This window comes from Oculatella sp. LEGE 06141, assembly GCF_015207605.1.
GTDB lineage: Bacteria > Cyanobacteriota > Cyanobacteriia > Elainellales > Elainellaceae > Oculatella.
This window is the reverse complement of the sequence record NZ_JADEWO010000024.1, coordinates 25,372-46,599: the sequence shown is the minus strand read 5'-3', so window position 1 is coordinate 46,599 and position 21,228 is coordinate 25,372. Positions and strand designations below refer to the sequence as shown.

Sequence of the window (21,228 nt, the reverse complement as noted above, 5' to 3'; positions counted from 1 at the left end):
AAACTTTGGACAATTAATTGTTTAAAGAGCGGAGATGGAGGCAATAAGCTTTGGACAATTAATTGTTTAAAGGCAACTATTCAAGATTGCTGAAACGTTAGGCGATCGTCACCCGATCGCCACGGTCATCACTATCCTGAAGCAATTCAACTCTAGGTCAATTGTCTCAATGCCTTTGCTATTGGCTGTTTTCTAACCGTTCAAGTTTAATTAGACTCCATTCCACACGTTGTTTAATGTGGGAGAGTGATGTTTCTGTGCTGAAGGTATTCCACCCCAGAAATATCAAAACGGAAAACGTAAGAGCAAAACTCATTGTTGATAGAGGTCTACTCCAGTTCCATTCCATTGCCACGGGGGTAGGTTGGAGTTCCATTGCCTTTTGAATTTGAGTTTCGAGCCGAGCGATCGACTTCTGTAAACGGTCTGGATGGATCGACTGATCCTTGAAGTTGTCGTTGAAACTGTTGGGATTCAATTGCTGTAAGCCACTGCTCAGTGCTTCGATTTGCGATCCTAATTCCGTCAACTCCTGATTGAATGAGGAAAAGCAAATGTTCAGCTTGTCGAAGTTCTCCGCTAGCCGCTGCGTCTCTAATGTCTTGTCTGATAGCAGATCCAGCAATCTCAGATTGATTTGTGTCCATTGGGCTAATTGGTCTTGGGTTCGTTTGTGTTCATCCTGGGAGGCAAGTTTGAAAGCATCAGTTGATTTCCAAAGCTTTCCGATTAACTCTTTGAGTTCAGCTAGCTCAGTTGCATATGAGACAAAGCCGTTGGAAGGGTTATTGTTGTTCACCGAGTTCCTCCAATTTTCTAGAGCCTCATTCCAACGAGATTCACCCTCGTTGGAAGGGTCATTGTCGTTTACCCATTTCTTCATCATTTCTAGAGTCTCATTCCAATCGGATTCACTCTCGTTGGAATGGTCATTGTTGTTCACCGATTTCCTCCACTGCTGCGACTAATGGCTTGCTGGCTGTTGTGACTGTTGTAGCTGTTGCTTTCTTACCCTTACCGTTGCGTTTGGAACTTATATAAGGACTAGCCAACTCAACCTGGGGAGCGCTCATTTCCAAAAAGCTCTCGACCAGGATTTGATCACCAAAGCTCAATTGATCCAATTGAAAGAAAGAGTATGCCCCTTCATGCAATTCGCTACAGGTGCTTCGGTCGAGCACGGGCATTTCTATTTCAATCCCGTTGAGTTCCACAAATCGGGTACGAGTTGGTGACTCGTTCCATCGCTTAAAAGGTGATTCCTCTTGTGCCCATAGCTGGTTTTTTACTGCCACGTAGTCGGCCTCCTCCTGACAAAAACCCATCATCAGCTCAAGACTATTAATCGTGTTGTAGTCATTATTAAGTACAGTCACGATTGTCACCCGATAGCCTAACTTCTCAGCAATCTTGAATAAGCCGAACTTTTTAATCTGCGATCGCATGTCCTGACCATGTGCTCCAGGCATGTCGAATAGGGCTACATCGGGAGTTTTGGTAGCCAGGTCAGTAAAGAATGTTTTGGCTTCACTGACTTCCATGAAATTCAATAGCTGCACAGGATGAGTGGATGAGGCATGATATTCATGAAACTCCGGATTCTCCACATCGCTGTCATAGGCAATGACGTTTAGGCCATCCTTGATTAGAAAATAGTAGGTCAGAAGGCAAAACAGGGTTTTTCCAGTTCCTCCTTTGCCACCCAGGATCAAAACAATGCGATTTGTCGGTTTTGATGATTTAGCGGATGCCATTTTTACTTATCCCTTTTAGGTCTAACTCGATTGAGATTGAATCTAGGCTCAACCCAAGGAGTGGGGGTCGAATTTTTTCCCTGGTCGCCCTCCCGGTTGCTCTGCTCATGCATAGATGAAACGGTCGTTGCCAGCACTGGAATCAAGTCATGCTTCAAATTGCGCTCTGGAGTAAGCTCAGACGTAGGCTCAGACGTAGGCTCTGGCGTAGGCTCTGGCGTAGACTCTGGCGTAGACTCTGGCGTAGACTCTGGCGTAGGCTCAGACGTAGACTCTGGAGACGCTTGATTGTTTTCCCTTTTCTGGTTCTCTTTGATTTCTGGTTGATTTTCAGTTTCTTCTGTCATAGAAGTTGATATAGAAGTTGATGAGGTCAAGTCTGCTTGTCCAAAAGTTTCTGTGTTCTCTGTGTTCTCTGTGATTTTTGTTAGCGGCACTGGCGCAGGAGCTTCAGTTGTTTCTGCCGTTGGAGGCGAAACCTGTGCAACATTATTCTCAGAGCGAGACTCTGGAGACACTCCCCTCTGTTTCCCATTGGTTGAAGAACTAGCTAACAGTTCAGCAGGTGGGATGTTTGCCGTCTTCTGTACATTCCTATTTTTTCCCGTCTTTTTTTCCGTTTTGCAATCTCGCGCACATCGCGATACGTATTGCTTCAGTGTGTTGGCCTTGATCTCAATGCCATCCTGCTTCAAACACGATGCTACTTCCTCGTAGCTGTGCTCTTGCAATGCACGCTGAATCGGTTCCAGTAGGGCTGCGATCGATTCGATCGCGCTGAACCGGGTTTTCGGCTGACTAGCCAAAGCCTCCAACGATTGATGGCTCTTGTTAATCTGCTCGCTGCTATATTCGATCTTCGGCATGGGAGTCGATTTTTAAGGGGAGTGTTGGTGGGGTTAACCCCACCGACTGACTTATGGCAAGTTACGCAGAAATTATGCAAAGATTTCGAGACTCTAAAACGCTCGGCTCTGCCTTTGCTTCCGCTTTCCACTGGTTGAAGTGGTTGAAGGACGGGGATCGGGCACTGCATGTATGGACTGGTGGCTTCGCGCACATCGCGTCACATATTGCTTGAGTGTGCTGGCTTTGATCTCAATCCCACATGACGATTTCAAACCAGATGCGACTTCTTCATACGTGTGCAATTTCAACGCATTCTGAAGCGGTTCGAGTAATTCTGCGATCAATTCTTGCATGGTAAACCGGGCTTTCGGCTGACGGGCCAACTCAGTTAGAACTTGATGGGCCTGTTCAATATGCGTAGTGGTGTATTCATTTTGACTCATGGGAGGTGACCTCAACTAGGGGAATATCAGTGGTTTCATGCCCACCTACTGACTTATCGCTAGTTAGGCAGAAAATTATGCAAAAGATTTGATTAATTTTATTAATAGCCCTACACCGATTTGTTAGCGATGCCATGCTCATCGGGTTACTGCTACCTGCTACACAATTGAGACTTGGCATAACGGTAAGGACAAGTCTCAGTATTGCCACTTGGATACGTCCGCATCACCTCATACTCATGAATCTATAACCCTTCTGTCCTTGAAACGGCCTGAAACCCCTGCTCACTCTATGTCTGGCATCATGTCTGCTTTATTAGCAAGGTTGTAACCACTTCAACACAGCACGATGCTCATCGGATATCTGACCTCATACATCTAGCTGCTGGCACGATGTTCACCTCGATACGGCCACCATATCCCGATATTCATTTCAACAATGACATTTATGTTCATCTTGTTCTTGATGCCACATCCATCCTGCTTCTATTAACATCAACAACTTGTATTTGAAACATATATACTTCGTTTACGATGTCGTATTCATTTTTCTCAAAAGCGCTTTATTTTGCTTTCAATGTAGATTTCCTCTTACTTTGACACCGTTTTTACAATATATTGACACTACACTTACTCTGAAATTGACATTATTTTGTCTTGACTTTTGACATCTAATCTAACTTTTTGTTGTTTTACAAACGGCGTTATTGCTATCTTTTTTAAGTCTCGTTCATTCTGTCTTATATACGTTGTAGCCGTTACATCTCTAGAACTTGATCGCGTTATTGCTAAATCAACTCTGTTTTTTAACTTTCCAACTATCTCAGTTTTATTGGGCAACATTTCCTAAGATGTTCTTGCCTTGTCTCCATTTTTTTGAATTATGATCTCTACTACTATTTTTGCCAGTTTTCTCACACAAGACGCCTTCTTTTCAAGTAAAAATGTTATAAAATAGCGGCATCAACCGTTTTAAGACTTTTCCTTGAAACGTCGTATAGTTACCCATCAACTAACTGAGAGGGCATTGCCGATGATGTCTAAAGAGAACGTTTCTGCATCCCAAGCAGAAAACTACTATGAGGAAGATGATTACTACACACAGAGTGAATCTGGTGCAGCCACGAACTCAACCATTTCCAGTGGCCGATGGTTTGGCACTGGAGCGATCGCACTAGGGTTGCAAGGCGAAGTCCGTTCATCTGACTTCAAGCAACTCCTACACGGGTACAGTCCTAGCGGTCAACGGTTACACGCTAGGAGAATCGACCCCAAGTCCCATCGAGCAGGCACAGACTATACCTTTAGTGCGCCTAAAAGTGCTTCGATCGCTGCTTTAATCCAAAATGATTTGCGCGTGTGGCTGGCTCATGATCATGCTGTTGAAACAGCGCTCGCAGTTCTAGAACAACGCTTTTCTCAAACCAGGGTGACGAGGAATGGCATACGGACTTTTGATCATACTGGAAACATCGTTGCTGCTACATTCCGGCATTACACTAATCGAGAACAAGAGCCGCAATTGCATACTCATTGTGTTGTGATCAACACGACGCAGCGACAGACGGGACAATGGCAAAGCATGAGCAACGAAGCCGTTTTCATTCACCAGAAGTTGATAGGACAGATTTACCAAAATGAATTGGCCTTCAATCTTCAGCGCATCGGCTACGAGATCAAGCCATTAACCAACGGCCAGTTTGAGTTGAACCGATACAGCCAGGAGGTAAAGGATCTTTACTCGACTCGCAGAAAAGATATCAAAGCATATTTAGCAGATGTGGAGAAAGCTCTTGGCCGACCTCCTTCAGCCGCACAGCGAGAGAAGGCTGCACTAAAAACCCGCAAAACTAAGGGCAAGGCTTGCTCATTGGATGTTTTGTACCGAGGTTGGTGGAAGGCTCTCGCTACTCACAATTTGTCACTGCCCCCACTTCCTCCGATCGAGTTAGAACCCAGACCTGACAGTGAGAATTACAAGGCGATCGCCATTATTGCTGAGGCAATTCGACACGCAACTGGGCAAGACGAGGCGGAAGAAGAGAAGCAAAACGATGTGTTTGAGCGAACCCAGATCGAGCAATTCGCGTTAGAACACTATTTTGGGCAACACCCATTTGGGTTGTTGCAGGATGCCATCGAGACCAATCCTGAACTAATACAACTTCCGTCTGATCCAGAAAAGTACATCACTCAAGCAACGCTCCAACGAGAATCAGGGTTGCATCAATTACTCGACCCCGTTCAACACGCTACTCCATCCACCCAACTCTATTGGATCACTCCTCATGCCAAGACCTCGAAAAGCACCACCGAAATCACCATCCGTCGCGATCGCCTGCGAGCAAAGCGTCTTAGAATTAGCCTTGACCCAAACCTTGGAGATCGTATTGCACGAAAGCTTAGAGCCGCTCTCGTCTCAACTCAACCAGCTCAACGATCGCCTGGAGAAACTGGAACAACACTCCCAACCGCTCAACAGCCGTTTAGTGGAATCAACCTTGACCCAAACCTTGGCTCAAGTATTGGAGAACGGGTTGCACAAAAGCTTAGAGCCGCTCTTAACTCAGATCGACCAGATCAACGATCGCCTGGAGAGATTGGAGCAGCATTCCCAAGTTCTGCCGTCTCATCTCCACCCACCCAAGCACCACAACCCATTGAGCAACCAGACCCATTGAGCAAAGAACAGCAGGACTATGTGAACCGTATTCTTCCAATTATTCAGGCAATTTGGGAACGAGCCAAAATGAGCAGCCCCTCACCGAGCCGTATCACATTCAACGGTTATCAAATCAAGGATTCAGGTAGTAACTACCCTGAGCTTTATCGATGGCAACAACATCCCACTGGTTATACTGGGCACAAAATTCTGGAGTGGTCTACTGTAGGGTATCGAGGACATGGATTAACCCAGAAGGACTGTGAAGCGATCGAGCAACTTTACCAGCGGTCTCAAGCACAGAAACAACAGCGAATCGTTGCAGCACAAAAAGCACGATCCAAAAAAAGGCGGAAGCAATCAGATCTTCAACTATAGCCTTGTGTCATCTGTGAAGTATTCAGCAAACTCTGAACAAGTCTTTTAACCAGCTTCGTTTAAAGACTGGATAACCAGATTTTGAAACAAGAGCAAACCAACCTCACGGGTAGGACAAATTCTGCCAGGGCGATAATGTCCAGAGGCGTGTCGCTTTTGCAAATCTGGGAGGATTTGCAAATCCTCTCTGTGAACCTGATCTCGTGCAACGATCATAGGGGACAGGTTATCAGATGAAAGTGCTGCTTCTGTGTTGGGCACGAGCCAAAACAGTTCAATGCGAGTCCGATCAACTGCTTGCGGGTCAACAATGACCGCTGAGATAGAACCAGGCGAGCAGCCTAGATCAAAATTTGGAAAGAATGTCACCAGTCGAGTGGCGCTCATCTCTGCTGGCGATAAACCAGGAAAGATTGTGTCTGGGTGCTCATCCTCACGTTCCGTTTTATTCAGGAAGGCGACATCTTTTTCAGGGCACCATTGATAGGTGTAATTTCCCTTAGCTTCTGTCTCAATCTCCTTGTAATAAGGGGCTAAGCTGGGGTGCAACGTTGGCTCGTGGTAGTTCTCCATATTGGTCTCTACAAAGAGTTTCCAATTGGCATCTACCCAATACTCAGCTCTGTGCGCCAACGCTAGATCTTGATCTTGTAAATAGTTCTGGAATCGCTCAGGCATATCTCCAAGGTATGTAGCCAGTGGTTCGGCATGGAGATCGTGATTGACAAAAATAAAGCATCCCCAGGTGGAAACCAGAAGCGGCGTTAAAGCATGAGCACTCCAATCAAACGCTTCTGCTTCTTTCATCTCAGGTGCTCCTTTCAGGTTGCCCTCCAGGTCAAAGCACCAGGCGTGATATAGGCAAGTTAAAAGATTGGCTTGGCCTGAACCACGAGCGATCGGGCCAGCCCGATGGGAGCAAATGTTGAAAAACGCTCGCAGCGTTCCCTGCTTATCCCGAAGCAACACTATAGGGCACTCAGCAATATCGACTGTGAAGTAGGCACCAGGCTTTGGAAGTTGGTGCGTCAAACCAACGCAGTACCAAGATTTGCCAAAAATCTTCTGCTTTTCCAGGTTGTAAATTTCAGGATCAGTGTAGAAGCTTGAGGGAAGGGAGAATGCTGTATTAGGGTTTTGTTGCTGTTGGATGGTTGGAAGCAGCCCGTTGTTCATATGAACCTCAGTAGTCATAACGCTTCAGAATAGCCCAATCAACTATTCTCCAGAGCTTGAAGAAATTGTAAGTCGATCGCCTCTGCTAAATCTGGAACCGTTTTGATTTGGTTCTGTGCTTTCAGAAAGATTGCTACGGCATTTACGGCTGAAAGTAAGTACAACTCGCTTTGAGGATTGCCTAGCATTTCCAGGTTGGTTTGTAGATTGGGTAGGCGAACACCCTTTAGCTGGGCTTCTACCTCATCTGGCGTGATACGCAGTACCTTCCCAACAATCTCCAGTGCTTCTGCTTGTTGAGTTTGCAGAAAATCTAACCCTTTGAAGATACCACGAAGGAACCCTTCGGCAACCTGCGGCTGTTCCTGGGTCAGATCGGGGCTGACAAGATACAAATCAGCGATCGCTGTTGGCATTTTGGACGTGTCGTAAATGATTCGCCCATCTGTTTGGGCGATGTCTGCCTGCTCCAAGAACGGAGAAAAAGTGTAAGCGATATCCACGTTGCCTGACTGATATGCTGCTGCTGCTGCGTCAGGTGCGATGTTGACGATTTCTACATCAGAGCCGCTCAACCCTGCCTCAGCTAGAACCTGAAGTAAAAAGAAGTGTCCAACTCCCCCTTCTTGGACGGCAACTCTCTTGCCCTTAAAGGCTTGAATATTGCTAATACTATTTCGCGCTAAGAACGCATCGGCTCCAGACGACGTATCCATTACGCCGATGACGCGATAATCAGTTCCCTGGGATGCCAACGTGACGGCATCGGGAGTAGTCATTGGGGCAATTCCCTGTAGCTGCCCTGCTGCAAAGGCCGGAATCGCTTCAAAGCTGGAACTAAAATCGTTCAGACGTATCTCTAAGCCTTCTTCCTGGAAAAAACCTTTTTCTTGGGCAATATAAAGAGGAGCGCACCCAATCCAAGGCGTACTACCAAAAGTAAGCGAAGTAATCGAGGTGGTCGATCTTGGTCTATCTTGAGTACAAGCATGCAGGCCGATGCTACTGGAGGCTCCAGCAAGGAGCCAAAGAGCTTGACGGCGTGTCCAGTGTCTGTGAGATACAACCTTATTCACAAGCTCTTTAGTCCTTTCTTACGGAGAAATTATCGCGAGACAATCCTACTTTTCTGTGATTGGTGTGTCAAGATCGAATTAACTTAGGGCTTGAAGGAACTGTAAGTCGATCGCGTCCGATAAATCTGGAATCGACTGGATTTGATCTTGAGCTTTGAGAAACTCCGCCACTGCGTTCATTGACTCAAGCATATACAACTCACTTTGAGGATTGCCTAGCATTTCCAGGTTGGTTTGTAGATTGGGTAGGCGAACACCCTTTAGTTGGGTTTCTACCTCATCTGGTGCGACATCTAACGATTCTGCAACAATCTCCAGTGCTTCTGATTGTTGAGTTTGCAGAAAATTTAACCCTTTGAAAATACCGCGAAGGAACCCTTCTATACTTTGAGGTTCTTCTTGAGCAAATGCAGGGATAGCAATATACAAATCAGCGATCGCTGCTGGTATTTTGGAGGTGTCGTAAATAATTCGTCCATCTGGTTGGGCGATGTTTGCCTGCTCCAAGAAAGGGGAGAAAGTGTAGATAATTTCTGCATTTCCTGCCTGATATGCGGCAGCAGCAGCATCAACTTCGATGTCAGCAATGCTAATATCGCTCTCGGTCAACCCTGCCTCAGCTAGAACCTGAAGCAAGAGAAAATGCCCAACTCCACCCCTTTGAACTACTATTTGCTTACCTTTAAAGTCGGAGATGTCTCGAACGCTCTTTCGCGCCAAGAACGCATCGGCTCCAGACGACGTATCCATTACGCCGACTACACGATAATCGGTTCCCTGGGATGCCAACGTGACGGCATCGGGAGTGGTCACTTGCATGATCTGTAGTCGCCCTGCTGAAAAAGCAGGAAGGCTTTCAAAGCTAGAAGTAAAGTTCCTCACCTCCAGATCTATCCCTGACTCCCGGAAAAACCCTTTTTCTTGGGCAATGTAAAGAGGAGCGCACCCAATCCAAGGCGTAATTCCGACTGTGACTGGTGTGAGCTTCCCTGGGGATGCCGTCAATCGAACAGATGGAGCACAAGCGTGTAAGCCAATGCTACTGGAAGCTCCAAAAAGGAGCCAAAGAGCTTGGCGACGAGTCCATCGTCCAGAACGATATTGTTTATGCATGAAATTATTCCACTACCTCAGAAGGTCTTTAGAGTTAAAGGATCGGAGACCCAAGAGCGGTGGTAGATGCTTCTTACTACTTCTCAAAATAAAGAAGTAATCGATACTCAGATTAACTAGAAGATAATTGCAAATCAGCTAAAATCAACCGAATTCTCGAAATAATCTTTTTTTTCTTAAGCGACGTGAGGCGAAGCTTAACCAATCCAAGGATTAACGCCCATAGCAGCAGGCGTAAGTGTAGATGAACCATTCTTTTTTAGACATAGGATAGTAGCCGATAGCGAGAATTATGTCAACCGTCGAACGTTTGCTTGATACCCTACCAGCAAAAGCAAAATACTCCTGACAACCCACACTGAAGCTGGAAAAACTTATAGAAATAAAGGCACAGAAAAAGATATGGAGCAAAGTGATCTAGTCAACGACTTGCTTTCTAAGCAAGTTCAGTCTTGCCTAAAACTGATTCAGGAGGAAGCATACGTCTTTGATATTCCAAAACTTTTCCTCATTTACGGGAAAGATGGAGAGTTCAAAACAACAGCTCAAGGGATTGTGACCGGAAGACCTGATGTTCCACTCAGGTTTGACGACCAACAGGCAAGAGAGAGGATAATTCGAGCATTGGGTAAAAGCGCCAAAAGCGCCAGAAAATACACAGGCTTGATCTGTGTATTCCTTTGGTACGGGGCTTTTATGGTTGACAATACCGTGACGGATGACCAGCTACAAGAAGTTGGAGGTATTGAAAACCATCCCGACCGGGAAGAAATTATTTTTATTCAAGGAAACGATATTAAACGACATAGATGCTCTGCCGTCCTCTTTGTAGAGAGGGAAGGTCAAAAAGTTAAGTTGAACGCAAAACCACCAAGCATTTTTCCCTACAATGCAGAGACCCCAACTGATGAGAAGAATCTGTTGGATTTATTTTGGGAAGAATTTCTTAAAGGACAGGGGTTTGGACTTCGTTAGAAATTAGAAATAAAACGAGTATCAATGATATTGGACAGGTTTGGCAGGGTTGCCACCTGTCCTTGCTTTTGCAAAAAATAGGACATTGCTGAGAGGGACTTCAGCAAGTAGAGATCACTTTGGGGATTAGCCAGCATATCCAAATTCATCTGACGATCAGGCAACACAATTCCTTGGAGCTGAACATCTAGCTCGTCTGGGAGGATACCCAAAGGTTCAGCAGCGATCGCCAAGGCATCATCTCTATTAGAGACGAGGAAATCTAATGCTTTGAAAATGCCACTCACAAAGCCTTCAACTGCACGATAGTTCTCCTCTATAAACTGTGCGCTGAACACATACGCATCAGCAATTGCTGTCGGCTTCTGAGATGTGTCGTAAATAATGCGCCCGTCTGGTTGCGCTACATTTGCCTTCTCTAGAAATGGAGAGTAGGTACATACGATATCTACGCTTCCAGCTTCATAGGCGCGAGCAGCCACCTCCGGTTCTATATCGAGGATGCCAACCTCGGCTTCAGTTAAGCCTGCATCTTCTAAAACCTGAAGCAGGAAGAAGTGGCTAACACCTCCTTTCGTGACAGCAACTCTCTTGCCCTTAAAGGATTGAATATCGTCAATACTATTCCGCGCTAGAATCGCGTCGCCTCCAGATGAGAGATCCATCATAGCAACAATACGAAAGTCGGACTGATTTGCTGCCAATGCAACAATTTCTGAAGTGACTGGAGGGATAAGCTGGATCTGACCGACATCAAATCCAGGAAACGAATCTGCTACGACATTGAATTTGCGGATATTTAGCTCTAACCCAGCATCACTAAAAAAACCTTTTTCCTTAGCTATATAAAGAGCGCTATTCCCAATCCAGGTAGTCACTCCTGCATTTATACGTAGTGAATTCAGGCTTTCTCTTTTCGGAGAACGGTAGGTCGATCTAGTTGAGAAGGGGCTACAAGCATGTAAGAAGCTGCTTGCAGCCGCCCCACCCATCAGACACAAAGCTTGGCGACGATTGTAAGAAGGGGAAGCCATTTAACACTCACTTTTAGATCCGTTTGTGAAAGATTGGTAGGCTGCTCCCTTAATCCCTACATAGCATAAATTATCTACATAAGGCTCACGATAAAGTTCACTTGATGAAATCTTTAAACTCAGGCGAAGGATAGGAAAATCATCGACCTGGAACGAGAGGAACGGTTGGGAAGGAATCGATAAGATAACCCCGGATGGAAGACAATTAAATCCCCTGAAGTTAGGCGAACTACAGTTCCTTTCTTAACCGGATACAGGTGGGATGAAGGAAATATTTCCATTGCTCCGTCATCGGTTTTAGCAGAATAATCAACAGCAAGGCCAACTTCCACAAGACTTGTCGACCTTGCTTCCCGATGAATGCTATTTGGATACGTATTAGGTTCAATGACAAATAATTCAGCTTCCGTACACTGAATCTGACAATCGAAATCGAAAAGGCTCTCTAATCGAGACATTAGGCGAATGTCATTGCCTATTCTTTTGAAGGTTTCTGGCACACCACTAACAAAGCTTTGCTGACATTCCTCTATCAGTCGCAATTCTTCCAAACTGGAAAAAACTGCATACAAGCGAAGATATCCTTTGGTTTTATATTCTCTTTGTTGAAGCAATGTCAACGGAGGGAACGTGAGGGGACAAGGCATATCATTTTCCTCAATTGCTAACGCGAGAGCGTAAACACCAGCGATCGTATCCATTAAAGGATGGAGAGAAGCTTTGTCGGCCATGAACAGCAACATCAACGCCAAGGTCGTTCTTCAAAAACATGCAATGACCTGGCTCTAAGACTTGCTGACCGAGATCTGAATCTATAGCTGCAACTAGGCTTTTCATTGCAGACTCGGCTTCAGCGTCGAGACATTTTGTGAAATATGGATCAAGACGAACCACCAATTTTTCGTCTTCTCTAGATATTATTGCTACCCTTTCGCGCTCTACAATAGCTTTCCTAACGCGAGGATGCTTAACGGAGTCACCCTCAATATGGGCTTCGTCTGGAGAGATTAAAAACCGTCTCTCAGACAAGACCTTTTGTACTTTCAGCGGAAGGCTTGAAACCGCTTTAGAAACTGAGCCAACTGTCGTTGCAACATCAGAATTGCGAATACAAAACAGACCCAAATATTTAGGTCTCGAACCATCAACCAGAAAAGCATCTTCAGTATGCCAATAGATAGGCTGACAGGCTCCCGTGCTGATCTGTTGGTCTTTGTGTTTTTTTATAGGGAAAACATCGTTAATTAGATGCCCTTTTTGTTCTGATTGCCAGGTAAAAACCTCGCCCAACATGGAGCTGAGCAAGACAAACAAGAGATCGACTCTCAGCAACGCTGGCAGCGAAGAATCTCTTTTAGTCCAGTCCTCTGGTGTCAGCCCAATCTCGGCATCGTTTACCTGATACCCAGAAATTAGGCATACAGGTGCTGAGCTGCTTTGAAACTCAGACAGGAAGTCCTGCACCGTTACAGGTAATTTCTTCGTTAACGTCCTGACTTCCTCAAGGAAAGTCCATTCCTCTACCGATTTATAAATTGTCTGAAGCTTTGACAACAGGCATTCAATTGAGACCAGATCGTCGGAACTCAGATCTAGTCTCAAGATATCAGAGGGTTTGTTCATAAGTCCTTATCGAGGATGAAAGAAAAAACACAATGAGAAATATCTTTGGAGCCTAGTCTTTGTAGAATGCTAATTACCTGATCTCCCGATTATACATGACTAACTTCAATCACAATCGCATCAATATACAGAATCATTGATATAAATTCAACAATGGTTCCGTATGTTCAGAGTCTTAACATAGCAGTGTCTGTTGGTGTGATTCATCACAGTGAACGCGATCGCCTCAGCAAGAATGCTTTGTCACCATCCATATCCCATTTACGATGAGCTAGGCTCTAAGCCTTGACCCCACAGCGTCATGACTGGTGGGGCAAAAATTGAATTATCTGGAGATGAAGCAGGTTTCGCCACATGTTTGGCAACATTTTCAATACGGAGAATTCGATCGGTATCACGAATGTAAAGTGGAGTGATTTCTGATCGAGCCGCTAATATCTCTTCTAGCCCTAGTTCAAACTTATTTCTTCCCTCGCAAAACTGTTGTCCTGCTGCTTTTTCGATTAGAACAGAGAGTTCAGCCCCAGTGCAGTTCACGGTATTGCTGAGGATAATCCGCCAATCCTTAATCGACAGTGGATCACCCCCATTGCGGTAGCGAGAATCGAATCGAGCCAGATGCAAATGCAAAATCTCCTTGCGCTCTCCGTCATTGGGAAACCCAACATAGAAAATTTCATCAAAGCGACCAAGACGGGTCAGCTCTGGTGGTAAGGAATCTAGGCGGTTGAGGGTTGCAATCACGAACGTTTCACTTTTCTTGCTTTGCAGCCACGTCAATAAAAAACCAAGCACCTGGCGTTGCGTTACATCGCTGGGAACACCTGGATCTGGAAAAAGCTTGTCTAGTTCATCGAAATACACAACGGCTGGTTGAGCTGCTTCAATGCGATCGACCAATCGGCGCAGATAAGAGGCACCTTCAGCCGCAATCGCTCCGGTATCAACGCTAATCATTGGAAAATTCAGAATTGAGGCACAGAACTGGGAGACAAAAGTTTTTCCTGTTCCCGGAGGCCCAACTAATAGCCATCCCTTCGGCAAGGGAATCTTCATTTCTCGTGCTTGGGGCGTGTAATACTGCTTCACGGACGCGATCGCCGTGCGAATCTGATCCATGCCTCCGAAGTTACTTACTGATGGGCGATCGGTAAAGCTGAGGTTGAATGCCTTGAGGCGATCGATTTTATAATCGATCATTCCCTTTACTAAAGTTTCACCACTCAGGCCACATCCAGTTCTAGCCTCAATTAGCCGCAATCCTTGTTTGATCTCTTCAATAGTTAGGCCGCCAGATGACAAAAACAAGGATGAGAGCAGCTCGGAGTCTATGTGCAATCTATATAAGTGTAAGAATTGCAATATTGCCAACCGTCTGGATTGATAATCCGGCAAAGGGTTCCTAATCTCTGGAACCAAATAGGTTAGTGCTTCTGGCAAATCAACACCTCTACATCCCAATAGGATCAAGTAAGTGAATTTACCCCGCCAATACTGAACAATATTAACGATTTGCGACTTCAAGCGTTCTGTGGCAATTCGAGAGTGAATCTCATTGGAATGAGTCTCTAGAAAAGGATGAAGGTCTTCCAGAACGAAGATGGCCTGATTCCCATCCTTTCCTAGAAACTCTAGAAGCTGGAGTGGGTCTACCTCTTGGAATTGCTCGATCGCTGTTACGTCATTCTGGCAATCAGCTACAGATTCAATAAGCTGCAATCGTCCCGATCCAAGATTCCAGAGGTAGCACGGCAACTGCCGTTGACGGGCAATGTCACGCAACTCATCAATTGTGCGAGTTCGTTCAATCAGTTGAGTTTGCAGGGAGATCACGTTATGCCCTGCATCAATATAGGTGTTAAGTTCGTTATTCATTGCGGCTAAAGCTCCATATTCGCTGTTGCTTTACGAGTCGGAACGTTCCCACCTACGCGCCCCCCGCTGTTTAAAGGAACCACTTTCTGATGTGATGGCTCCTGCTGAACTGATTGGGATTGAGCTACATTACGCACGATCGCAAGACGATTTGTAAGAGATGAAATAAGCTTGCGATCGAGGTCAGGGCTAATCTGTACAGAACCGCCATTAGCATGAATTAAAGCTTGAAGCTTCCCATCCTTGGGAATGCCTACTTTAACAACACCTTGTGGGTCAACCTGCCAACTGAAGTCTTTCGGCCCACCCGTGAAACTTGCAGTTTTATTTGGTTGAGCATCGGCGTAACTCCGAAGAGTTTGAATAGCTTGATTGACTTGAGCTGACATTGCAGTTCTATCAACATCCCGATCTAAAAATGCTCCAGAAGGTGTTTGTTGTTGTTTTAGCTCAGCGGCTAGCCGATTGATTTGATAAAGGTGGCCTGCATCCAGATTCGTTTTTTCAGAATCAATGATAGGCACCCCCAGCAGCCTATTAAAACTGAGAACAGCATTACCTTCACGATCGCTCAAAGTGAATGAGCCATCGTCTCGTGCTCGAGACAGTGTGTAATCAGCAGACTCATACGATTCACCTGGAGGCAAGTCAATCGTGTTGGCAAATTTACTAATGGTTGCAGCGGCATTCCGTTGTTCCCACCAGTTTTGTAGTGCTTCAAGCCCTTTGCCAATCTTAGAGAAGATGGCCCATCCACCTGGATCTTGTGCTGTCTGCATCCGTTGCTCAACCAAGTGCTCCAGCACTGCTTTTTCCGGGCTAGGTGGTGCTGTTTGTTGACTCTCAAGCCCTTTTTCCATCTGGGCTGTTGCAAGCCTTAGCTTCGCTACTGTTTCGGTCTCAGGCACATCCTGGAGAGCTTGAGTGATGGCGGATACTCCAGTTTGTTTGTCCTTTGGTATGACGGACGAATAGATCTCAACAAACGAGGGTTGCTCCCTCCACGCCGAGGCTGTTGCATCTAGATTCACAGGTGCTGTACTATCCTCGATTAGCCTTTCCCAGACATTCCACCCATCATCTATCTCTTCTTTAGAGACAGGATCAGTGATAGACGCAACACTGGAGGGTTCTGTCACAATGGGTTGAACGGTCTGTGCTCGTTCTGGTGGTGGAAACTGGATTTCATTAACCGTTATGTTTCCATCTGCTTCTTGACGAAACAACTCGGACTTATCAGGAGCAGTAATTAAGATTTTGGCGTGTTTGCTGCCATAGTCTTGGCGATCGACATCCGATGATACAGGTTGCTGAAGGCGCACGTTTAACGCATCAATCAAGCCTGGATTACCTGAGACTTCATCAACAAACACACCCTTGGACGATGTGCCATAAACGATTCGTTCGTTTGCGCCGTCTTTGACTTTTATTTTGATGTCGTCTGGAAGAGATTCTAGTGCAGGAGGTTGATCGCTCTTGTGTTCCTCGTCTCTCTCTATTTTTTGGTCGGCATTGATTGAAGCCTCTAAGAAATCACCAAAGGCTTTTTGAAACCTTAGAGCAAACTCAGCATACAGTCGTTGAATTCGTTCAGCGTCGCTTTGATGTGCCAGCATAATTTACTACCCCTGAGTTAAAGGATGGTCTAAGTCCTGAAGGCGATCGATAACAATCTCCTTTCCAACAAGCAAACACACCAGTTCCCCATCAAAGCACCAGGCTTGAAACTGGGAGCGATGGTTCTTGGGCAACATCACGGTGTAAAAATGATCGTAGATTTGCCCTGATAGCAAGCCACTTTGATCAAAAACTTCAACGCAGATGGGCGATCGCTCCGCAGGCCATTGACCTAAGAGTAATGCGTCACTAACAGCCGACTGCCATTGTGGATGTTGACTTAAAACAACATCGGCACTCTCTGAGAAGACTCTTATCACGTTCTATCCCTCCTTAAAATGCATCAGATAATGATGCGAAACCAGATTCAGATGGTTCGGCAGGCAAAGGAAATAGCTCCTCTGCTAACCGTTGGCGTATCTCAAATTGCTCTCGTCGAGCATCATCTGAAACAACGTTGCGATTTTGCTCAATCAATCGAGCGCGAACGATGTCCCACATTTGCTCTGCCCAGGCCATTTCGTCTATATCTTCCTGGGGCACCTTAATGGATTGGAGCAGCGGAACGTAGGCTTCTTTTCCACGTTCATAGGCTGGATTAATTACCACAGCTCGACCTGTCTTGAGCTTTAGCATTTGCGACGGCTCAATCAAATGGCGCTTTTGCCGATTGTCGTTAGTGCTCCGAGATCCACCTCCTTTGCCATAGCTACGAGATTTTGACTTGAACTCGACCTCTTGCTCCCCTAAGTAATCGGCAAAAATCTTGGCCGACTCACCATCCTGGGGATTAAACAGAAACTTACAGGCCGTACCTCCAAAAATCGCTCTAGCGAGTTCCTTCCCATACACTTTTTCTAGCTGTGCAATGTTCTGATACCCCAAAATTCCACAAAAGCCATCTTCTCGGTTTTCATTGAGCCAATTCACCAATTGAGGCAAGTAGAGTGTTGGAAGTTCGTCGAGCACCACAACCAGTGGATCTTTCCGGGGAACTGTTCTCGATACATTCCGAGCAATAATCATGTGAAGAATGGCTGCCAACAACGGGCCAACGATATCTCGGTTGTTGCGATCGAGGCCAAAGATAACAAGCTGCTTGCCATCAATATCAAGGGGTAGCGTCGTCTGCCCACAAAAGGCACCAATAAAATCCTTCTTTAAGAAGCGAAGAAACAACCGTTGTGCAGTTCCAATGATTCCGGCAACCGTTTTCTCGCTGTCCTTGACCGAGACGACTTGACTTAACGGTCGCGTCGTCCAAACCTTTAAAGTTCCGTTATTAGTTGCAGCTTCTAAACGGTGTGGCAAATCGCCCAAGCTGAGGATCGCCTGAGCCATCATCAGATCGCAGTATTGAGTTTGCTTTGTCAGCGTGGCAATGGCTTTTGTGACAAGCAAGATTCCTTCAACCAAGTTATCTCCAGCTTCTTCAAAAAACTTGTCACCACTGCCACTACTGCCGCCCGTGCGATCGAAGTTTTTGCTGACCACTTGCGAGAACTGCCCTGCTGCAACAGCATCTTCTTCATTCCGAATCAGATCAAGAGGGTTACAAATTTCGCTCTCTGGGAAGCCTGGAGCAAAGACTCGAACCGTATAGCCTCGTTTCATTGCATAGGCAACAGCCCGCTTCGTCTGGGAGGGATATTTAAAGTCATAGATGATCGTTGGGAAACCCTGATCTAACGAAGAACGAATTAACGGATCAATGACGCTGAACGTTTTGCCGCTTCCAGCCGCGCCAGCAACAGACGTACCTCTTTGAGCATCGGGCAGGTACAAGGTGGGTGACGGCTTGATAATCTTATCAAACCTGTTCTTAGGCTTCTTGGCGATCGCCCCTTTCGCTATCCACTCTTGTTCTAAGCGTGACCTGATATCTGTTGGCATTCCAACATAAAGCGCCACGTTATTGCGGGTCACTTTTGCCATTTGCGTTTTGGCTTTCTTGCGAGCACGGGATTTCTCTTTGGCTCCCCCCCAATACCCTGTCGCGATTTTTCCTTTCTGGTTGCTGCTGAAGAGTTGTAACCCCGCTATGACAATAATTAGGCCAATAACCATCAACCATGTTTGAGTGCTACCAGCATTCTTCAAACCGTCAAACGTTCGATTCAACGAAGACGTGGTAGATGATGTAGTAGTAGTTCCAACGGTGGCGATCGTGGTAGAAGAATTTGACATTAGCTTACTGCTGAATTGATTGTTTTTGCTGCATTAACTTGACCAAACTTTCAGAATGACCCTGATAGCAATACTGCTCTGATACGACAATCAAAGCCTCGCCCACCATCCTTTCAGGATCAGGTTGATGAATTAGAAGACAAGGCAATCCTTCAGCAGAACCATTTACCTCAAACACTTCAAACCTTTCTGGCACATTATTAAACAGATAGGTATTCAACAACTGATTGCCACCTTCAGAGTAGATGGAGTATAAGCATCCAGCTTTCCCGCATAGCTCGGAGGTGTTGAAATCAAAGACAAATAGATTGCTATCTTGACCAACGATTTCCAATGCTTTAACTGTTTTGGAATTTAGTGCATTGCCTTCAATGGAATTCTCAGCAATTGCCTTCTCCAATATTGATTTGGGTACAACTGTTTCAGCTTTTACAAAGCCATTTCTATCGCTTGTCGAATTAACTAGAGAAGCAATTGAAAAACCCGTTTGTACTAAGGCGATCGCAAACCCAAAACACATTATTCTAATGAGCTTTGGCAACCGATTAAACTGTTGATAGGCTAAAACAACCTGTTTCATATCTAGAATCCCTTTTGCTTCTCCAATCAAAAATCTTATTAGCGAGAGCGGGTTTGATAGGCTTCTAGAACCCTCGTAGTACGAGAACTTAAAGCTTCTGTTCCGGGTTGAGATCCAGACCCACCAAAATAAATTTCAGCCGTTCGCGCAATCATGCGATCGATCGGCCCATTCTCATATGCTTGGCGTGTAGCTGGATCAACCTGCTGGGAGGCTACATCAATTAGCGATCGCACCTCAGCCTCTCGTAGCTGGTCTTGTTCGGATTGGGATAAATATTCAAGCAATCGAACACCCGGTACAGCTCCACCACGATCAACATCGCTGAGGAACTGAGCACCTCCTGACTTGGCTGCGATCGCATCCCGAACGGCTGGATCGTTTGACTTTAAACCCAACCCAAGCACTCGGCTACACCCCTGTTGCCCATCACAAACAACAGGGCTAACCGTTGAATAATTGGCTCCTTCTGCTTGCGCTAGCACACCTGAAAGGCGTTGGGTTTCAACACCTCGATAAGGTTCTCGACTGAATGCACCAAAACCAACGTCAGTTGCAGTGAGAGCAGCAGTAGAGCGTCGAGAACCCGTACTCGATGTTGTCGCAGAGGGTGATAAAGTGCCTGAACGGTGACTGGACAACCATGCTTCAGATTCACTGGTCATGGTAGAGGGGCCAGAGGTACCACCCAATCGGGTTAAGCCAAGATAAATAGGGTCGGTTTCCTGAAGCGTCAGAATGGGGATAGGGCCAACGGCGTAGGGGGTACATCCCAAGTCTGGAATGCCCCGTTTACAGATTCTAAAGAAGAGAGCAAAGCTAGCCGAAGCCTCTGTTTCATCCGTGTCCCACAGTGCAACCTTAAAGGTATTGCCAAATGGATGCAGCCCGGTCGGTTCCATCCCAGGAGAACCGTCATAGGACAAGGCATTCTGAAGAACGCCGAAGCCTCCTTCAACCTTCTGATATTTACCACTCATCCAGTGCCGCCCCCGTAATGCCGAGCTGCCATTAGCACTGGATAACTCAATGTGGGCGCATCCTTCGTTGCAGATGGCATTGGGTTGTTCAGTCGAGCCGCTGATAGGGCGATCGCGCTTCGATTCTGCTGGGGAGAAGACAATATCAACCAACCCTGATACTTCACCAGCCCTCGGAATCGAAATGGAGCTAAATAAATCAGCCCACACTGCATTCTCTAAACCAGGGATGCCACTGATGGGGCTTTCTGAAGCCTCAAAGATATCTTGAAATGCCGTTCGATCCAGATTCGGGATAGACGTGATAGCGTGCTCCAATGAGGCCGGAGCATCTACAAAGGCTAGATCGTTGAGGTGTGAGGAATCCTCCAACAATTCTCCGATGGTTTGGGAATTATCCACATTCCCCACCAACTCCTCTAGCAACGTATCAACTGGTGGAACTTGATCAATTCTGAATTCTTCCAACGACGGGATCGACTCAACCAACGTCCCTAACGTTTGCAGCTCCATTGGGAAGAAGTCGCGTAACGCTGTTGATTCTAAAGCAACCCCACCCAATGCACTAACTGTTGTCAAATCAAGTGTCATTAAATCATCGGGAAAGGTGCCGATGGGCACAACATCAGCTACGCGATCGCCTTCAGTCCAACTGAAGCTACCGATTTTCATCTCTGGAGGTGCTTCAAAACTCCCTGATCCTTCCAATGCAGGCAATCGATTAAAGCTAATTTGGTTGAAGTCAGGAATCAGCGCTCCATTCTGCTCCACCACTGGAATCGAGCTGGTTGCCGCCATCAACTGATCGGGACGAAATACCAGAACTCCCGATAACAATAAGGCAAACCCTAGTCCAGTCACGAAAAAGTAGAGCGATCGCCCAACCGTTCGTTTGAATCTAATCAT

The 21,228-nt window shown here is 46.0% G+C and carries 18 protein-coding genes; 2 read left to right on the top strand and 16 right to left on the bottom strand.

Annotation, left to right across the window (positions count from 1 at the left end):
* Positions 1-178: 178 nt before the first annotated feature.
* From IQ268_RS16855 to IQ268_RS16840, 4 genes are all read right to left on the bottom strand, one after another.
* On the bottom strand, positions 179-943 hold the full coding sequence (locus IQ268_RS16855) for a hypothetical protein (RefSeq protein ID WP_193881377.1): 765 nt from the start codon (positions 941-943) through the stop codon (positions 179-181).
* On the bottom strand, positions 930-1,754 hold the full coding sequence (locus IQ268_RS16850; RefSeq protein WP_193881374.1) for a hypothetical protein: 825 nt from the start codon (positions 1,752-1,754) through the stop codon (positions 930-932). The genes IQ268_RS16855 and IQ268_RS16850 overlap by 14 nt, the downstream gene beginning before the upstream one ends.
* A 2-nt stretch (positions 1,755-1,756) precedes the next feature.
* Positions 1,757-2,620: a hypothetical protein gene (locus IQ268_RS16845; protein WP_193881371.1), complete on the bottom strand. Its 864-nt coding sequence runs from the start codon at positions 2,618-2,620 to the stop codon at positions 1,757-1,759.
* Positions 2,621-2,713: 93 nt separating this feature from the next.
* Positions 2,714-3,046: a hypothetical protein gene (locus IQ268_RS16840; protein ID WP_193881368.1), complete on the bottom strand. Its 333-nt coding sequence runs from the start codon at positions 3,044-3,046 to the stop codon at positions 2,714-2,716.
* Positions 3,047-4,079: 1,033 nt separating this feature from the next.
* On the opposite strand from IQ268_RS16840, the gene mobF reads away from it, so the two are divergent.
* Complete coding sequence (gene mobF / locus IQ268_RS16835; RefSeq protein ID WP_193881365.1) at positions 4,080-6,086, top strand: MobF family relaxase; 2,007 nt, start codon at positions 4,080-4,082, stop codon at positions 6,084-6,086.
* 45 nt (positions 6,087-6,131) lie between these two features.
* Here mobF and IQ268_RS16830 read toward each other — a convergent pair whose 3' ends face one another.
* The 3 genes from IQ268_RS16830 to IQ268_RS16820 all read right to left on the bottom strand — a co-directional run bounded on the left by IQ268_RS16830 (position 6,132) and on the right by IQ268_RS16820 (position 9,451).
* The gene (locus IQ268_RS16830; RefSeq protein ID WP_193881362.1) at positions 6,132-7,280 is read right to left on the bottom strand and encodes an aromatic ring-hydroxylating dioxygenase subunit alpha; all 1,149 of its coding nucleotides are present in this window, start codon (positions 7,278-7,280) and stop codon (positions 6,132-6,134) included.
* Positions 7,281-7,300: 20 nt separating this feature from the next.
* Positions 7,301-8,338: an aliphatic sulfonate ABC transporter substrate-binding protein gene (locus IQ268_RS16825; RefSeq protein WP_193881359.1), complete on the bottom strand. Its 1,038-nt coding sequence runs from the start codon at positions 8,336-8,338 to the stop codon at positions 7,301-7,303.
* 78 nt (positions 8,339-8,416) lie between these two features.
* A complete protein-coding gene (locus tag IQ268_RS16820; RefSeq protein ID WP_193881356.1) occupies positions 8,417-9,451 on the bottom strand; it encodes an ABC transporter substrate-binding protein in 1,035 nt (344 codons plus the stop codon).
* A 402-nt stretch (positions 9,452-9,853) separates the two neighbouring features.
* On the opposite strand from IQ268_RS16820, the gene IQ268_RS16815 reads away from it, so the two are divergent.
* Positions 9,854-10,426, top strand: a complete 573-nt coding sequence (locus tag IQ268_RS16815) for a hypothetical protein (protein WP_193881353.1) — start codon at positions 9,854-9,856, stop codon at positions 10,424-10,426.
* On the opposite strand, the gene IQ268_RS16810 is transcribed toward IQ268_RS16815, so the two are convergent.
* The 9 genes from IQ268_RS16810 to IQ268_RS16770 all read right to left on the bottom strand — a co-directional run bounded on the left by IQ268_RS16810 (position 10,423) and on the right by IQ268_RS16770 (position 21,228).
* Positions 10,423-11,460, bottom strand: a complete 1,038-nt coding sequence (locus IQ268_RS16810; protein ID WP_193881351.1) for an ABC transporter substrate-binding protein — start codon at positions 11,458-11,460, stop codon at positions 10,423-10,425. The two genes, IQ268_RS16815 and IQ268_RS16810, sit on opposite strands and share 4 nt — an antisense overlap.
* 119 nt (positions 11,461-11,579) lie before the next feature.
* Positions 11,580-12,107, bottom strand: a complete 528-nt coding sequence (locus IQ268_RS16805; RefSeq protein ID WP_228035448.1) for a hypothetical protein — start codon at positions 12,105-12,107, stop codon at positions 11,580-11,582.
* A gap of 10 nt (positions 12,108-12,117) precedes the next feature.
* Positions 12,118-13,083, bottom strand: coding sequence for a TauD/TfdA family dioxygenase (locus tag IQ268_RS16800; RefSeq protein WP_193881345.1), 966 nt, complete (start codon positions 13,081-13,083; stop codon positions 12,118-12,120).
* Between the two features lie 261 nt (positions 13,084-13,344).
* Entirely contained in the window at positions 13,345-14,958 is a 1,614-nt protein-coding gene (locus tag IQ268_RS16795; RefSeq protein ID WP_193881342.1) for an ATP-binding protein, read from the bottom strand.
* A 5-nt stretch (positions 14,959-14,963) separates the two neighbouring features.
* On the bottom strand, positions 14,964-16,574 hold the full coding sequence (locus tag IQ268_RS16790) for a hypothetical protein (protein WP_193881338.1): 1,611 nt from the start codon (positions 16,572-16,574) through the stop codon (positions 14,964-14,966).
* A gap of 6 nt (positions 16,575-16,580) precedes the next feature.
* A complete protein-coding gene (locus IQ268_RS16785) occupies positions 16,581-16,895 on the bottom strand; it encodes a hypothetical protein (RefSeq protein WP_193881334.1) in 315 nt (104 codons plus the stop codon).
* A gap of 13 nt (positions 16,896-16,908) precedes the next feature.
* Entirely contained in the window at positions 16,909-18,762 is a 1,854-nt protein-coding gene (locus tag IQ268_RS16780) for a type IV secretory system conjugative DNA transfer family protein (protein WP_193881331.1), read from the bottom strand.
* A gap of 4 nt (positions 18,763-18,766) precedes the next feature.
* Positions 18,767-19,342, bottom strand: a complete 576-nt coding sequence (locus IQ268_RS16775) for a hypothetical protein (RefSeq protein WP_193881329.1) — start codon at positions 19,340-19,342, stop codon at positions 18,767-18,769.
* 38 nt (positions 19,343-19,380) lie between these two features.
* Positions 19,381-21,228, bottom strand: a complete 1,848-nt coding sequence (locus tag IQ268_RS16770; protein ID WP_193881327.1) for a hypothetical protein — start codon at positions 21,226-21,228, stop codon at positions 19,381-19,383.

Coding starts and splice junctions, on each gene's coding strand:
- mobF (WP_193881365.1), top strand. CDS start 4,080: ATGATGTCTAAAGAGAACGTTTCTGCATCCCAAGCAGAAAACTACTAT.
- IQ268_RS16830 (WP_193881362.1), bottom strand. CDS start 7,280: ATGACTACTGAGGTTCATATGAACAACGGGCTGCTTCCAACCATCCAA.
- IQ268_RS16820 (WP_193881356.1), bottom strand. CDS start 9,451: ATGCATAAACAATATCGTTCTGGACGATGGACTCGTCGCCAAGCTCTT.
- IQ268_RS16800 (WP_193881345.1), bottom strand. CDS start 13,083: ATGAACAAACCCTCTGATATCTTGAGACTAGATCTGAGTTCCGACGAT.
- IQ268_RS16770 (WP_193881327.1), bottom strand. CDS start 21,228: ATGATTAGATTCAAACGAACGGTTGGGCGATCGCTCTACTTTTTCGTG.
- IQ268_RS16790 (WP_193881338.1), bottom strand. CDS start 16,574: ATGCTGGCACATCAAAGCGACGCTGAACGAATTCAACGACTGTATGCT.
- IQ268_RS16845 (WP_193881371.1), bottom strand. CDS start 2,620: ATGCCGAAGATCGAATATAGCAGCGAGCAGATTAACAAGAGCCATCAA.
- IQ268_RS16840 (WP_193881368.1), bottom strand. CDS start 3,046: ATGAGTCAAAATGAATACACCACTACGCATATTGAACAGGCCCATCAA.
- IQ268_RS16795 (WP_193881342.1), bottom strand. CDS start 14,958: ATGAATAACGAACTTAACACCTATATTGATGCAGGGCATAACGTGATC.
- IQ268_RS16850 (WP_193881374.1), bottom strand. CDS start 1,754: ATGGCATCCGCTAAATCATCAAAACCGACAAATCGCATTGTTTTGATC.
- IQ268_RS16775 (WP_193881329.1), bottom strand. CDS start 19,342: ATGAAACAGGTTGTTTTAGCCTATCAACAGTTTAATCGGTTGCCAAAG.
- IQ268_RS16810 (WP_193881351.1), bottom strand. CDS start 11,460: ATGGCTTCCCCTTCTTACAATCGTCGCCAAGCTTTGTGTCTGATGGGT.
- IQ268_RS16815 (WP_193881353.1), top strand. CDS start 9,854: ATGGAGCAAAGTGATCTAGTCAACGACTTGCTTTCTAAGCAAGTTCAG.
- IQ268_RS16780 (WP_193881331.1), bottom strand. CDS start 18,762: ATGTCAAATTCTTCTACCACGATCGCCACCGTTGGAACTACTACTACA.
- IQ268_RS16805 (WP_228035448.1), bottom strand. CDS start 12,107: ATGCCTTGTCCCCTCACGTTCCCTCCGTTGACATTGCTTCAACAAAGA.